This is a genomic window from Anaeromyxobacter sp., from assembly GCA_016718565.1.
GTDB lineage: Bacteria > Myxococcota > Myxococcia > Myxococcales > Anaeromyxobacteraceae > JADKCZ01.
Genome location: JADKCZ010000002.1, coordinates 379,173 through 392,206 on the forward strand (window position 1 = coordinate 379,173; position 13,034 = coordinate 392,206).

Annotated in this window: 15 protein-coding genes and 1 tRNA gene; 3 read left to right on the plus strand and 13 right to left on the minus strand. The window is 74.6% G+C overall.

Annotated features, from left to right (window positions below; all coding sequences use genetic code 11):
* Positions 1-8 precede the first annotated feature (8 nt).
* A complete protein-coding gene (locus tag IPO09_08420) occupies positions 9-503 on the plus strand; it encodes a nucleoside deaminase (protein ID MBK9517362.1) in 495 nt (164 codons plus the stop codon).
* A gap of 12 nt (positions 504-515) precedes the next feature.
* Here the strand turns inward: IPO09_08420 and IPO09_08425 are convergent, their stop codons facing one another.
* From IPO09_08425 to IPO09_08470, 10 genes are all read right to left on the minus strand, one after another.
* Positions 516-1,724 carry a hydroxyacid dehydrogenase gene (locus IPO09_08425; protein ID MBK9517363.1) on the minus strand — a complete coding sequence of 403 codons (1,209 nt, stop codon included), beginning with the start codon at positions 1,722-1,724 and terminating at the stop codon, positions 516-518.
* Positions 1,725-1,887: 163 nt separating this feature from the next.
* A tRNA-Met gene (locus IPO09_08430) sits at positions 1,888-1,961 on the minus strand.
* Positions 1,962-2,025: 64 nt separating this feature from the next.
* A complete protein-coding gene (locus IPO09_08435; protein MBK9517364.1) occupies positions 2,026-3,096 on the minus strand; it encodes a flippase-like domain-containing protein in 1,071 nt (356 codons plus the stop codon).
* A complete protein-coding gene (locus IPO09_08440) occupies positions 3,093-3,818 on the minus strand; it encodes a protein tyrosine phosphatase (GenBank protein MBK9517365.1) in 726 nt (241 codons plus the stop codon). Before IPO09_08440 ends, IPO09_08435 begins: the two co-directional genes overlap by 4 nt.
* An 88-nt stretch (positions 3,819-3,906) precedes the next feature.
* On the minus strand, positions 3,907-4,848 hold the full coding sequence (locus IPO09_08445) for a D-glycerate dehydrogenase (protein MBK9517366.1): 942 nt from the start codon (positions 4,846-4,848) through the stop codon (positions 3,907-3,909).
* The gene (gene yacG, locus IPO09_08450; protein ID MBK9517367.1) at positions 4,845-5,042 is read right to left on the minus strand and encodes a DNA gyrase inhibitor YacG; all 198 of its coding nucleotides are present in this window, start codon (positions 5,040-5,042) and stop codon (positions 4,845-4,847) included. Before yacG ends, IPO09_08445 begins: the two co-directional genes overlap by 4 nt.
* 3 nt (positions 5,043-5,045) lie before the next feature.
* Positions 5,046-5,561: a TlpA family protein disulfide reductase gene (locus IPO09_08455; GenBank protein ID MBK9517368.1), complete on the minus strand. Its 516-nt coding sequence runs from the start codon at positions 5,559-5,561 to the stop codon at positions 5,046-5,048.
* Between the two features lie 6 nt (positions 5,562-5,567).
* A complete protein-coding gene (locus tag IPO09_08460) occupies positions 5,568-7,298 on the minus strand; it encodes an MCE family protein (protein MBK9517369.1) in 1,731 nt (576 codons plus the stop codon).
* A complete protein-coding gene (locus IPO09_08465) occupies positions 7,201-7,941 on the minus strand; it encodes an ABC transporter ATP-binding protein (protein MBK9517370.1) in 741 nt (246 codons plus the stop codon). Before IPO09_08465 ends, IPO09_08460 begins: the two co-directional genes overlap by 98 nt.
* Positions 7,942-7,945: 4 nt before the next feature.
* On the minus strand, positions 7,946-8,698 hold the full coding sequence (locus IPO09_08470; GenBank protein MBK9517371.1) for an ABC transporter permease: 753 nt from the start codon (positions 8,696-8,698) through the stop codon (positions 7,946-7,948).
* A gap of 66 nt (positions 8,699-8,764) precedes the next feature.
* Between IPO09_08470 and IPO09_08475 the strand changes: the two genes are divergently transcribed.
* On the plus strand, positions 8,765-9,175 hold the full coding sequence (locus IPO09_08475) for a hypothetical protein (protein MBK9517372.1): 411 nt from the start codon (positions 8,765-8,767) through the stop codon (positions 9,173-9,175).
* A 15-nt stretch (positions 9,176-9,190) separates the two neighbouring features.
* On the opposite strand, the gene IPO09_08480 is transcribed toward IPO09_08475, so the two are convergent.
* The 3 genes from IPO09_08480 to IPO09_08490 are packed head-to-tail and all read right to left on the minus strand — an operon-like array spanning position 9,191 to position 12,518.
* Complete coding sequence (locus IPO09_08480; GenBank protein MBK9517373.1) at positions 9,191-9,880, minus strand: RluA family pseudouridine synthase; 690 nt, start codon at positions 9,878-9,880, stop codon at positions 9,191-9,193.
* A gap of 32 nt (positions 9,881-9,912) precedes the next feature.
* Positions 9,913-11,232 carry an insulinase family protein gene (locus tag IPO09_08485; GenBank protein MBK9517374.1) on the minus strand — a complete coding sequence of 440 codons (1,320 nt, stop codon included), beginning with the start codon at positions 11,230-11,232 and terminating at the stop codon, positions 9,913-9,915.
* Positions 11,229-12,518 (minus strand): insulinase family protein, encoded by a 1,290-nt coding sequence (locus IPO09_08490; GenBank protein MBK9517375.1) that lies wholly within the window; start codon positions 12,516-12,518, stop codon positions 11,229-11,231. The genes IPO09_08485 and IPO09_08490 overlap by 4 nt, the downstream gene beginning before the upstream one ends.
* A gap of 270 nt (positions 12,519-12,788) precedes the next feature.
* Between IPO09_08490 and IPO09_08495 the strand changes: the two genes are divergently transcribed.
* The gene (locus tag IPO09_08495; GenBank protein ID MBK9517376.1) at positions 12,789-13,034 is read left to right on the plus strand and encodes a helix-turn-helix transcriptional regulator; all 246 of its coding nucleotides are present in this window, start codon (positions 12,789-12,791) and stop codon (positions 13,032-13,034) included.

Sequence of the window (13,034 nt, forward strand, 5' to 3'; positions counted from 1 at the left end):
GAGCACCCATGGACCAGCCCGGCACCGCCGCGCGCCGCTCGGACGAGGACCACCTGCGCCTGGCCTACCGGGTGGCCCGCCGCGCCCTCCAGCACGGCAACCACCCGTTCGGCTGCGTGCTGGTCGGCCCCGCCGGCGAGGTGCTGCTGGAGCAGGAGAACGGCTACCAGCCGACCCGCGACATGACGGCCCACGCCGAGCGCCTGCTGGCCTCGCGGGCCAGCCAGGCCTGGCGGCCGGCCTTCCTGGCCGGCTGCACCCTCTACAGCTCGGCGGAGCCCTGCGCCATGTGCTCCGGGGCCCTCTACTGGGCCGGGGTCGGGCGGGTGGTGTACGGGCTCTCCGAGCGGCAGCTCAAGGCGCTGACCGGCTCGCACCCCGAGAACCCCACCCTGGACCTGCCGTGCCGGGCGGTCTTCGCCGCCGGGCAGCGGGTGGTGGAGGTGGTGGGCCCCCTCCTCGAGGCGGAGGGGGCCGAGGTCCACGCCGGGGCGTGGGGATAGCCGGCCGGCGCGCTACCCCGGCGCCACGTCGAAGCACTCCACGAACATCACCTCGTCCGTGCGGGCGGCGATGCGCTCCAGCAGGGCCGGCTCGGGCCGCGCCCCCAGCTGGATGACGCAGCAGGCCGCCGCGGCCCCCTCGAAGATGGTGTTGTGCACCTCCTCGACGTTGATGCCGGCCTCCCGCAGGGCGCCCAGGACGTTGGCCAGCACGCCCACCTTGTCGAAGTGGCGGACCACCAGGCGGGCGCGCGCCGGCGAGCGGCGCGCCACGTTGACGCAGTTGGGCACCGAGCCGTCGCGCACGAAGGCCGCCAGGATGCGCACCGTCTCGGCGGCGATGGCGTCCTGCGCCTGGGCCGTCGAGGCGCCGATGTGGTGCGTGCCGTAGACGCCGGGCGCCTTGCCGAGCGGGCTGTCGAAGTCGGCCTTGCCCTTCTCGGGCTCGCCGGGGAAGACGTCGGTGCCCAGGCGCAGCCGGCCGGCCAGCACCGCCTCGAGCAGCGCCTCCTGGTCCACCACCTCGGCGCGTGCGGTGTTGACGAGCAGGGCGCCGGGCTTGAGGGCGGCCAGCACCTCGCGCGACACCAGGCCGCGGGTGGCCGGCTTGAGCGGCAGGTGCAGCGAGAGCACGTCGCTGCGGCGCGCCAGGTCCAGGAGGTCGGTGGCCAGCCCCACCCCGGCCGCGGCGGCCCGCGCCGCGTCGAGCGAGCGCGACCAGGCCAGCACCTTCATGCCGAAGCCCAGGGCGCGGCGGGCGGTCTCCTGGCCGATGGGGCCGAAGCCGGCCACGCCCAGGGTGCGCCCGTAGAGGCCGCTGGCCTCCGAGAAGGCCTTCTTCTCCCACTTGCCGGCGCGCAGGCGCTCCACGTTGTCGGGGATGCGCCGGTCGAGCGAGACCATCAGGCCGATGGCCAGCTCGGCCACCGCGATGGCGTTCTGGCCCGGGCAGTTGGCCACGTAGACGCCGACCCTGGAGGCGGCCGCCACGTCGATGGTGTTCACGCCGGCCCCGGCCCGGACCACCAGCGAGAGGGCGTCGGACTTCTCGAAGACCTCGGCCGGCACCTGCTTGCCGCGCACCACCAGGATGGAGGCCCCCTGCACGGCGGCGGCCAGGTCCTTCACCGGCACGTCGGGGCGGTGATCCACCGTGAGCCCCAGCGCCGACAGGTCGGCCAGCCGGTCCTGCGGGAACGCATCCGCGATGAGCACCTTCACGCGCCACCTCCCTGGTGTGTGGGGAGAGCATCGGCCGGGCCGGGGCAGCCCGCAACCTTCCGGGCGGGGGTGGCACGGGTGGGGGTGGCCGACCGCGGGTCGGGCCAGGGCGCCGCTGGCAGCCCAGAAAGGAGAGGCCGCCCGTGCGGGGCGGCCTCTCGAGTGGTGAGGGGGAGAATCGAACTCCCGACCTGGGGATTATGAGACCCCCGCTCTAGCCGACTGAGCTACCTCACCGAGGTGATGGCGCGGCCGCTTCGGCCGCAAGGACGCGGGTTTATAGGGCCCCCGGCGGGATCCGTCAAGGAGGAGGCGCGGCCCCGTCCCCGCCGGCCTGGTACTCGGCCTCCTCCTCCTCGAGCTCCACGCCGGCGTCCCCGGGCCCGGCGAAGAGCCGGCCCACCTGCACGTGCGGCGAGAAGAGGAAGACGAGGCCGAGCAGCACCTGGAAGCCGATCTGCGCCGCCCAGAGCACGTTGGCGTAGGCCGGGCCGCGGGCCTGGGCCGCCTCGTGCGACACGAAGAGCGACAGCCCGAGCACCACCGCGCCCTGGAAGGTGCCCACCATGCCGGGGCCGGCCGGGATCATCACCCCCACCACCAGCACCCCCAGCACCGTGTAGGCGTCCACCAGCGCCAGGTCCAGCGCGAAGGCCCGGGCCAGCAGCTGCATGCCCCAGCCGTTGAGCGCCCAGTAGGCGGCGGTGAGGGCGAAGAACAGGGCCACCTTGCCGCGGCTCGGCACCAGCCGCAGCCCGTGGATGAAGGCGTCCATCATCCCGGAGAGGCGGGTCGCCAGGCGCTGCGAGAGGGGGCCGAGCAGGCGGGCGGTGAGCCGCACCGCCAGCGCCCGGTTGCGGTAGGCCAGCACCAGGAAGGCCAGCAGCCCGGCGAAGGCCAGCGAGACCCCGACCCCGGCCAGCCGCAGCACCCGGAGCCCCGGCGTGCCCTCGGGCACCGCCAGCAGGGTGACCACCAGCAGGAGCCCGGTGAAGATGCCGTCGGCCACCCGCTCCACCACCACCGAGGAGAGCGCCGCCGAGACCCGCAGGCGCGGGCGGTCGGCCACCAGGTAGGGCCTGGCGAACTCGCCGAGCCGGAAGGGCAGCAGCACCAGCGCCATGAAGCCCACCGCCGAGACGGCGTTCAGCCGGGCGAAGGGGACCGTGGCCACCGGCTCGAGCAGGATGCCCCAGCGCACCGTGCGGACCAGGTGGATGGCCAGCAGCACCAGCAGGTAGGGCGCCAGGTAGCGGTAGTCGGCGGCCCGCGTGGCCTGCCAGATGGCCCCCAGGTCCTTGCCCCGCAGCGTCAGCCAGAGCGCCAGCCCGGAGACCGCCAGTCCGGCCAGGATCTGCAGGGCGCGCTTCAGGCCAGCTCCTGCCCGTCCAGGATGCGGCGCGGGTGCTCGACCAGCAGCCGCTCGAAGGTGGCCCGCCCGGCCCGCTTCTCCAGCGCCTCCAGCGCCTCCGGCACCCACTCCTCCGCCCCGGCGGCGTGGTGCAGGTCGGTGGCGGCCACGGCGTAGAGCCCCTCGTCGAGGAGCCGGTCGGCCACCTTCTTGGCGGCCTTGCCGTACAGCCCGACCAGCGAGGCCACGTTGAGCTGCAGCGCGCCGCCCAGGCGCACCACCTCCTCGGCGCGGCCGGGCCGCTCGAACTCGGCGCAGCGCTCGGGGTGGGCGAAGAGCGGCAGGACCCCCTTGCGGCGCAGCCGGAAGACGAGCTCGGGCAGGGCCGGGACGCCCGCGCGGAAGGGCAGCTCCACCAGCACCCAGCGCTGCGTCTCCCCCACCCCGCGCCGGTCGTCGCCGTCGACGCGCTCCAGGAAGCCCTCGTCGAGCTTGTTCTCGGTGTTGCGGTGCAGCTGGAGCGCCACCCCCTCGGCCTCCAGCAGGGCGGCCAGCTCGGCGCGGCGGCGCTCGCAGGCGGCCGCGTCGCCGGACGGCATGTCGGGGCTGGCGTGCGGGCTGGGGGCCACGTCGGTGAACCCCAGCGAGGCCAGCAGCCGGGCCCCGGCGAGCGCCTCCGCCGACGTCTCGACCCCGTCGTCGAGCGCCCACAGCAGGTGGCAATGGAGATCGACGAGGCCCATGCGAGGCGCGGCCTCATACCACACCCGGGGCAGCCGAGACGAGGTGGCGTGGCGCGGCGCCCTGGCCGTGCCGGACCGGCCGGGTCCGCTACCCGACCCGGTGGCGCGCCGGCTCGCCGCGCGCCACCCGCAAGGCCTCGTCCACCACCAGAGCCGCCATGGCGCCGCGGGTCTCGCGGGTGCCGGAGCCCAGGTGCGGGGTCAGCACCACGTTCTCCAGCGCCAGGTAGCCCGCCGGCACGCCGGGCTCGTCGGGGAAGACGTCCAGCCCGGCCCCACCCAGCCGCCCGCCGGCCAGCGCCTCCACCAGCGCCGCGTCGTCCACCACCGGGCCGCGCGCCGTGTTCACCAGCAGCGCGCCCGGCTTCATGAGCGCCAGCCGCTCCCGCGAGAGCAGGCCGGTGGTGGCCGGGGTGAGCGGGCAGTGGAGCGAGACCACGTCCGACTCCGCCAGCAGCTGCTCCAGCGGCACCCGGCGCGCGCCCGGGTGGTCCACCAGGCGGGGCGCGGCGTAGGTGATGGCCAGGCCGAAGGCGGCGGCGCGCCGGGCCACCGCCTGCCCGATGCGGCCGAAGCCCACCAGCCCCAGCACCTTGCCGTCCAGGCCGGTGCCGAGCAGCCAGGAGGGGTCCAGCGAGGTCCAGCCGCCGCGGCGGATGATCCGGTCGCCCTCGGCGACGCGCCGGGCCACGGCCAGCAGGAGCGCCAGGGCGTGCTCGGCGGTGGCCTCGGTGACCACCCCCGGCGTGTTGGTGATCAGCACCCCGCGGCGGCGGCAGGCCTCCAGGTCGAGGTGGTTGGTGCCCACGCCGTAGGACGCCAGGTGGCGCAGCCGCGGCAGCCCGGCCAGCAGCGCCTCGTCGACCCGGTCGAGGTAGGTCACCACCAGCACCTCGGCGTCGGCCGCCTCGGCCAGCACCCGCGGGCGCGGCGGCGGCAGGGGCTCCCCGCCCCGCACCTCGAAGCGCTCCCCCAGCCGGCCGACCTGGCCGCCCGGCAGGGCCCTGAGCAGGTAGAGCACCGGCCTCACGGCTGCTCCTCGTCGTCGCCCGGTCGCGCCGGACCGGCCGCGCCGTCGCCGGCCCGATCGCCGGCGATGCGGTAGTCGCCCTCGATCCACTTGCCCAGGTCCAGCAGGCGGCAGCGGGGGGAGCAGAACGGGAAGGCCGCGTTGGCGGCGCGCGGCGCCACCGGCTTGCGGCAGATGGGACAGGGGTGGGCCAGGGCCTACCTCGGGGGGCAGCTGGCCGGCAGGAGCGGCGCCAGCGCCGCCTCCAGCCGGGCGCGGGTCAGGGCGCCGTCGAAGACCTGCCGCACCCGCCCCTCGGCGTCGACGAGGTAGGTGCGCGGGTAGCCGGCCACCTTCCAGGCGGCGGCCACCTCGGCCCCGGGATCCGGCAGCACCGGGTACGGCAGCCGGGCCGCCGCCGCGGCCACCTCGTCGCTGGCCGACTCCTCCACCACCCCCAGCAGCTCGAAGCAGCGGTCCTGGGTGGCCAGCCAGGTGGCCGCCAGCTCGGGCAGCTCCTGCCGGCACGGGGCGCACCAGGTGGCCCAGAAGTTGACCGCCACCACCCGGCCGCGCAGGCCGGCCAGGTCCACCAGGCGGCCGTCCAGCGCGGTGAGGGCCAGCGGCGGGGCCTGGCTGCCCTCGCGGAGGGGCGGCGCGGCGCCGCGCACCAGCACCTGGCCCGCCACCACGGCGAGCAGCACCAGCAGGCCGAGCTTGGTCCAGGACCGCACGCGCGCCTACTTGCCGCTCATGGAGGTGATGGCCGAGCCGGCGCCCACCCCGAGCAGCGTCTTGAGGTCCTCGTCGGTGAAGTAGAGCCCGCCGCCGAAGAACACGTCGTTGCCCAGGGTGAACTTGGGTCCGCCCGGGTAGCGCCCCTGCCGCCACACGTTGAGGAAGTCGTCGGCGCCGGCCGTCAGGTAGAAGTGCTGCAGGAACTGGTAGTCGATCCAGACCTTGGCGCGCGGGAAGACGTTCTGGTACGGGCGGGAGAACTGGTAGACCGACACCGAGAGCTGCAGGGCGTCGTCGAAGAGGTGCAGGTCCGAGCCCACGCCGCCCGAGCTCTCGATGACGCCGCCGCGGAAGGTCACCAGGCCGTAGCGCTTGGCCATCTGCACCGAGAAGGTGAGCTTCTCCTCGTGCAGCGTCTTGGTGGAGACCACGGTGCGGTCGGTGCCGGTGGTGGGGTCCCGGGTGGTGATGGTCTCGGTGGTGACGGTGTCCACGCCGCGCGGGTCGGAGACGATCTCGACCTGGTAGTACTTGTCCGGCCGCGGCAGCAGGCGGGCCCCGAAGTAGGCCTTGGCCCCGGTCTGGTTGAGCAGCCACTCCGAGCGGAAGTGCACCTCCACCTGCAGCTTGTCGAGCTTCTCCACGTAGTTGGAGGCCACGTCCACCACGTTGGCCAGGTCGCGCCCCATCTTCTCGTCCACGATGAGGCGGCTGCCGACGCTCTTGCCCTCCTGGAGCTTCACCAGGAGCTCGTCCAGCTTGGCCAGGTTGACGTTGAGCTTCTCCACCGCCTGCTTGACGCCGCGGGCCCGCGCCGCGGCCGCCTGCTCGGCCTGGCTTCCGACGGCCGGCGCGCCACCGGCCCCGGCGCCGCCGTCCATCACGCCCTGCACGGTGGCCGCCACCTCGCGCAGCTGCACGGTGAAGTCCTCCACGTTGCGGACGATCTGCTTGACCCGCTCCCGCTCGCTCTGGGTCACGTCGCGCAGGTCGCTGGAGATCACCTCCACGTTGGCCAGGATGGCGGAGAGCCGGCCCTCGTTGGCGGCCACGGTGGCGTCGAGCCGGCGGGTCAGCTGGGCCAGGTTCTCGATGATCTCGCGCATCGAGCCGCGGTCGCCGCCGACCGTCTTGGCCAGGTCGCCGGTGACCACCTGCACGTCGTCGGCGATCTTGGCCATCGCGTCGACCAGCTTCTGGACGCTGGTGGCCTCGCGCACGCAGGTCACCTCGCGCCGCTCCTCGGGCAGGCCCGAGAGCCCCGGGCCCGTCCCGGTGCCGGGCGCCAGCTCCAGCAGGGCGTCGGGCAGCAGGGCCGAGGGGAAGGACTTGGTGAGGCAGGCGCCGGGGCGCAGCTCGACCTCCTTCTTGATGCGCAGGTCGAGGCGGGCCCGCGACCCCTCCAGCGAGATCCGCGACACCTCGCCCACCTGGATGCCGGCGATCTGGACCCGGCTCTTCCAGGTCAGGCCGGTGGCGTCCGAGAAGTAGGCGTACACCTGGTAGCTCTCGTCCTCCGAGTAGCCGCCCTTCTTGAAGAAGGTGAAGGCGCCCAGGAAGGCGGCGCCGGTGACGGCCACCAGGGCGCCCACCGAGAGGGCCTTGTTGAAGTGGAGCTTGCTCACGGGTGGGGGCTCACTGCTTGTCGAACCAGGTGGAGAGGAACTTCTGCACGTAGGGATCCGGGCTGGCCTTGACCTCGGCCGGGGTGCCCTCGGCCGCCAGGTGGCCATCGTAGAGCACGGCCAGCCGGTCGGCCACCCGGAAGGCCGAGGCGATGTCGTGGCTGATGACCATGGAGGTGACCCCCAGCTTCTGCTTGGCCGCCACGATCATGCCGTCGACCGAGTCGGTGGTGATGGGATCGAGGCCGGTGGTGGGCTCGTCGTAGAGCACCACCTGCGGGTCGGAGACCAGCGCCCGCGCCAGCGCCACCCGCTTGCGCATGCCGCCGGAGAGCTCGGAGGGGAAGCGCCCCAGCACCTCCTCGCCCAGGTCCACCACCTGGAGCTTCTCCAGGCAGCGCCGCCGCACCTCGGCCGCGCCCATGCGCCGGTTCTTCTCGGTGAGGGGGAAGGCCACGTTCTCGAAGACCGTCATCGAGTCGAAGAGGGCCGCCCCCTGGAAGACCATGCCGAAGACCCGGCGCGCCTCGGTGAGGGCCTTGCCGGAGAGGGCCGAGATCTCCACCCCGTTGACCCGCACGCTGCCGCGATCCGGCCGCAGCAGCCCGATGACGTGCTTCATGAGCACCGTCTTGCCCGAGCCCGAGCCGCCCAGCACCACGTAGGTCTGGCCCTTGGGGATGGAGAGCGTGATCCCCTTGAGGACCTCGTTCGGGCCGAACGACTTCCACAGGTCGTCCACCTGGATCACGGCGTCAGGTCCCCACCGCGAGGAGGGTCAGGGCGTAGTCGACCACCAGGATGCCGATGGAGCTGGTCACCACCGCCCGGGTGGTGCCCTCCCCCACCCCGCGCGACCCCCCGCTGGCCGCGTAGCCGCGCCAGGTGGTGACGATGGAGACCACCAGCCCGAAGAGGACGGCCTTCCACAGCCCGTGCAGGATGTCGTCCGGCACCAGGAAGCCGCGGGTGTGCTCGATGAACGGCCCCACCGGGATGCCGCTCACGTAGATGCCCATGACGTAGGCGCCGCCGAAGCCCAGCACGTTGAAGAGCATGGTGAGGGCCGGGAACATCACCAGCGAGGCCAGCACCCGCGGCACCACCAGGTACTGGATGGGGTTGACCGCCATGGAGTCCATGGCGTCGATCTGCTCGGTGACCCGCATGGTGCCGAGCTCGGTGGCGATGGCGCTGCCGGCGCGCCCCGTCACCATCAGGGCGGTGAGCACCGGCGCCAGCTCGCGGGCCAGGGACAGGGCCACCGACCCGCCCACGTAGCCCTCGGCGGCGAACTGCTTCATGGCGTAGCCGAACTGGAGGGCCAGCACCATGCCGCTGAAGGTGCCGGTCACGCCCACGATGAAGATCGAGCCCACCCCGATGAAGGCCATCTGGCCCAGCACCAGGCCCGGACGGAAGGGCGGGCGGAACGCCCAGGCGACCGCCTCGAAGGCGAAGAAGATCATCTGCCCGAAGTCTTCCAGGGCAGCGGCGAGGCGGCGCATGCGGGGGGCATCATGGCACGGTTCCTGACCGCACGCGCCAGCCCTTTCCTGTATGCTGCGCGGCCCATGACAAAGGTCGGCGGCGAAGTCGATGCGTTCTGCACCAAGTGCGAGCTCTCCCTGGCCCACACGGTCATCGCCATGCTCGGGGCCAAGCCCGTCAAGGTGAAGTGCAACACCTGCCAGGGCGAGCACAAGTACCGGGGCGCGGTCGGGACCGCCACCAGCACCGCCTCGGTGGCCAAGAAGAAGGCGGCCAGGCCGGCCCGCGAGCGGAAGGTGGAGGTCCCCTTCGAGGAGCTGCTGGCGGCGCGCAAGCGGCCGGCGGTGGCCTACTCCCCCAAGCGCACCTTCGCGGTGGACGACGTGGTGGACCACCCGACCTTCGGGCTGGGCTTCGTCACGGCGGTGCGCGAGAGCAAGCTCGAGATCACCTTCCGCGGCGACGTCAAGACGCTCATCCACGCCCGGAGCTGAGGCCGCGGCGGCCGCTCAGCCGCGCAGCCAGGCCAGCGCCACCTCGAGATCGGCCGGCAGCGGCGCCTCGAGCGCCAGCCGGCCTCCGTCCGGATGGGCCAGCACCAGCCGCGCCGCGTGCAGCGGCGTGCGCGCCAGCACCACCGCGCCGCCCTCGCCGAGCACCGGACCCGGCTCCCCGTAGTCGGGATCCAGCAGCAGCGGGTGGCCCAGCGACCTGAGGTGGACCCGGATCTGGTGGGTCCGGCCGGTCTCCGGCGTGGCCTCGACCAGCGCCGCGGCCGGGCGCCCGACCCGCGCCGGGAAGGCCGCCAGGACCCGGAAGCGGGTGGCCGCCTCCTTGGCGCCCGGCTCGTCCGGGCGCGCCGGGCGCATCCGGCCCCGCCGCGCCGGGGCCAGCGCCAGCGCCACCCGCGCGTCCTCGGGCGGCAGGCCGGCCACCAGGGCCAGGTAGGTCTTCTCCGGCTCGCCCCGCTCGAACGCCAGGTTGAGGGCCCGGTGGGCCGCGGCGCTGCGGGCGAAGAGCAGCACGCCGCTGGTGCCGCGGTCGAGCCGGTGCACCACCCAGAGCGGACCGTGGGCGGCCTCGAGGTCGGCGCGCAGGCTCGGCTCGCCGGCGTCGCGGCCGGGGATGACCAGGCGGCCGGCCGGCTTGTCCACCGCCAGCAGCGCGGCGTCGAGGTGCAGCACCGCGGTGGGGGCCAGGGCGGGCGGGCGCGGGGGCGGCGCCGCCACGGCTACGCCACCGAGCGGGCCGTCACCACCCGCACCGGGCCGAAGGGGGCCAGCTGGGACGCCAGGGAGCGGGCCGGGCCGGCCGCCACCACCAGCGGCCGCTCGCCCAGCGCCCGCTGCTCGGCCAGCGCGCGGCAGGCGGCGGCGTCCACCGCCTCGATGCGCGCGCGGAAGCCGCTCACCTCGTCGGCCGGCAGCCCGTAGAGCTCCATCTCGGCCAGCTTCTCGGCCCAGGCCTCGTGGGTCTCGAAGGAGAGGGCGTGCAGGCCGGCCAGGTAGCCGCGCACCCGCACCAGCTCCTCCTCGGAGGGCCCCTGGCTGCGGAAGCTCGCCAGCACGTCCTGCGCCACCTGCACCAGCTGCCCGGCCGTCTCCACCTTGGTGAAGGAGGAGACGAAGAACAGGCCGCCGGCGCGCCCCGAGGCGAAGCGCGCCCGCGCCCCGTAGGAGAGGCCGCGCTCGACGCGGATGGCCTGCATGAGGCGCGAGGTGAAGCCGCCGCCCAGGATGGAGCCGGTCACCACGCCGGCGGCGTAGGCGGCCGAGCCGCGGGCGTGGCCGGGCCCGATCAGCCGGACCTGCGCCTGGGTCAGCTCGGGCAGGTCCACCACCACCACCGCGGGGCGCGGCGGCGGGGGCGGCGCCAGCTCGACGTCGCCCCCGGGCTCGCCGCGCCACGCCCCGAAGCGGCGGCGCACCAGCGCCAGCGTGGCCTCGGCGTCCACCGGCCCCACCACCACCAGGGTGGTCCGCGAGGGGCGCCAGTGGCGGGCGTGGAAGGCCGCCAGGTCCCCCCGGCGCAGGGTCGCCAGGTGGCGGGCCCGGCCCTCGGACGGGTGACCGTAGGGGTGATCGGCGTAGGCGGCCACCAGCGCAGCCCGGTCGGCCACCACGTCCGGCTCGTCCAGGTCGTGGGCCAGCGCCGCCACCTCGCGGTCGCGCAGCCGCGCCACCTCGCGGGTCGGGAAGGCCGGCGCGCCCACCAGCTCGGCCAGCACCATCAGGACCTTCGGCAGCGCCTCCACCGGCGCCGACAGCCCCACCGAGGCGGCGTCCTCGTCCACGCCGGCGCCCAGCGAGGCCCCCAGCGCCTCCAGCCCCTCGTCGATCTCGGCGCCGCTGCGGGTGCGGGTGCCGCGGCGCGCCGCGGCGGCCGTCAGGTGGGCCAGGCCGAAGCGCCCGGCCGGGTCGAGGGCCGAGCCGGCCCGCACCACGATGCGGACCGCCGCCAGGGGGACGCCCGGGCGCGAGGCCACCACCACCGTCAGGCCGGAGGCCAGCCGCTCCCGGCGCAGCGGCGGCAGCGCGACGCCGCGGCTCATCGGGTGGCCCCGGGGACCAGCGTCACCACCGAGCGGAGCGCCGGGTCGAGGTAGCGGGCCACCACCCGCTTCACGTCCGCCGCGCCGACGGCCTCGTAGTGCTCCAGCGTCCGGCCGGCCTCGCGCCAGTCGCCCAGCAGCGCCTCGGCCTGGCCGAGCGCCTGGGCCAGCCCGTGGTGGGTGCCGAGATCGTGCAGCACCGCGCTGCGCAGCAGGGCCCGGGCCCGCGCCAGCTCGCGCGCCGTCGGGCCGCGGGCTCCCAGGCGGGCCACCTCGTCGAAGAGGGCCCGCTCCACCCCCGCCACCTTGGCCCCGGGGGCCAGCTCGCAGGAGACCAGGAAGACGCCCGGGTCGATGCGCCAGGCGAAGGAGGCCTGGACCGACACCACCAGCGCCTTCTCGTGCACCAGGATGCGCCGCAGCCGCGAGGCCTCGCCCACCGCCAGGCAGACCTGCGCCAGGTCGAGGGCGGCCGCGTCCGGGCTGCGGGCCGCCGGCCCGCGCCAGCCCACCAGCAGCGCCGGAGCCTGGGCCGGGAAGCGGATCTCGGCGCGCCGCTCGCCCCGCTGGTCCGGCTCGCCTGCGGCCACCGGCGGCAGGGGCGGGCCGGCCGGCAGGGCGCCGTAGAAGCGCTCCACCAGCGCCGCGGCGGCGTCCGGGTCCACGTCGCCCACCAGGTAGATGGCGGCGTTGCTGGGGGCGTAGCAGGTGCGGAAGAAGTCCTGGCAGTCCTGCCGGGAGATGCGCTGGATGTCGTCCATCCAGCCGATGACCGGCCAGCGATACGGGTGGGCCTGGAAGACCAGCGACTCCAGCTGCTCCTCCATCAGGCCGAAGACCGAGTCGTCGGTGCGGAGGCGCCGCTCCTCCTTCACCACCTCGCGCTCCTGCTCCAGCGCCGCGTCGTCCAGCCGGAGCGCGCCCATCCGGTCCGACTCGAGGTCCACGACCGTCTCCAGCGCCTCGGCGCCGAAGTCCTCGTAGTACACGGTCAGGTCGTTGGAGGTGAAGGCGTTGGAGTGGCCGCCCTTGCCCTCCAGCACCCGGTCGAACTCCTTGGGACCGTAGCGGGCCGCCCCGTTGAACATCATGTGCTCGAAGAGGTGGCTGATGCCGGTGATGCCGGGCCGCTCGTTGCGCGAGCCGACCTGGAACACCGTGGAGTAGCTCACCGTGGGCGAGCTCGCCTCGGCGAGGATGCGCAGCCTGAGACCATTGGAGAGCGTGGTGGCGCGGACCGCGTCGAGCTCCAGGACGCGGGCGCCGACCGTCACCGGGCGGGTCATGTGGCGGGGACCTTACCCGCGCCCCGGGCAGCGTCAACCCTGGGGCAACCCTGGGTCCGCCCGGACGTCCCCAGACGGGGCGACACGCCGGGCGCCACATTGAGCGCGGCGCTCCGGCCGGCCTATGGCTATCTCAGCGACACGGGCACGGGGCGGGGGAGCCGCCTGGGGCTTCGGTTCTACACACTGTCGGTGGACAGGATCGCGCACCCGCCGTATTCGGGACAACCTTCGCTCGACGAGCGGGGCGAACCAGAGGGAGCCGGATACATGCCTGCCAAGCCCAAGAGCCACAAGGATCCCCGCCGCGAGGAGCTGCGCAAGCTCGGTGAGCGGATCCGCGACCACCGCAAGCACCGCGGCCTGACCCAGGAGAACCTGGCCGAGTCGCTGGAGCTGTCGGTGGCCTACGTGAGCCTCATCGAGCGCGGCGGCCGCAACCCGCCGTACACCACCGTGGTGGCCATCGCCAGGGCGCTCGGCGTGCCGGCCACCCGCCTGGTCGCCGACGAGTAG

Excerpts from the sequence above, each read along its gene's own strand:
- IPO09_08420 (MBK9517362.1), top strand. The coding sequence starts at position 9 with ATGGACCAGCCCGGCACCGCCGCGCGCCGCTCGGACGAGGACCACCTG.
- IPO09_08495 (MBK9517376.1), top strand. The coding sequence starts at position 12,789 with ATGCCTGCCAAGCCCAAGAGCCACAAGGATCCCCGCCGCGAGGAGCTG.
- IPO09_08490 (MBK9517375.1), bottom strand. The coding sequence starts at position 12,518 with ATGACCCGCCCGGTGACGGTCGGCGCCCGCGTCCTGGAGCTCGACGCG.
- IPO09_08475 (MBK9517372.1), top strand. The coding sequence starts at position 8,765 with ATGACAAAGGTCGGCGGCGAAGTCGATGCGTTCTGCACCAAGTGCGAG.
- IPO09_08460 (MBK9517369.1), bottom strand. The coding sequence starts at position 7,298 with ATGGCCACCTGGCGGCCGAGGGCACCCCGGCCGAGGTCAAGGCCAGCC.
- IPO09_08440 (MBK9517365.1), bottom strand. The coding sequence starts at position 3,818 with ATGGGCCTCGTCGATCTCCATTGCCACCTGCTGTGGGCGCTCGACGAC.
- IPO09_08485 (MBK9517374.1), bottom strand. The coding sequence starts at position 11,232 with ATGAGCCGCGGCGTCGCGCTGCCGCCGCTGCGCCGGGAGCGGCTGGCC.
- IPO09_08470 (MBK9517371.1), bottom strand. The coding sequence starts at position 8,698 with ATGCGCCGCCTCGCCGCTGCCCTGGAAGACTTCGGGCAGATGATCTTC.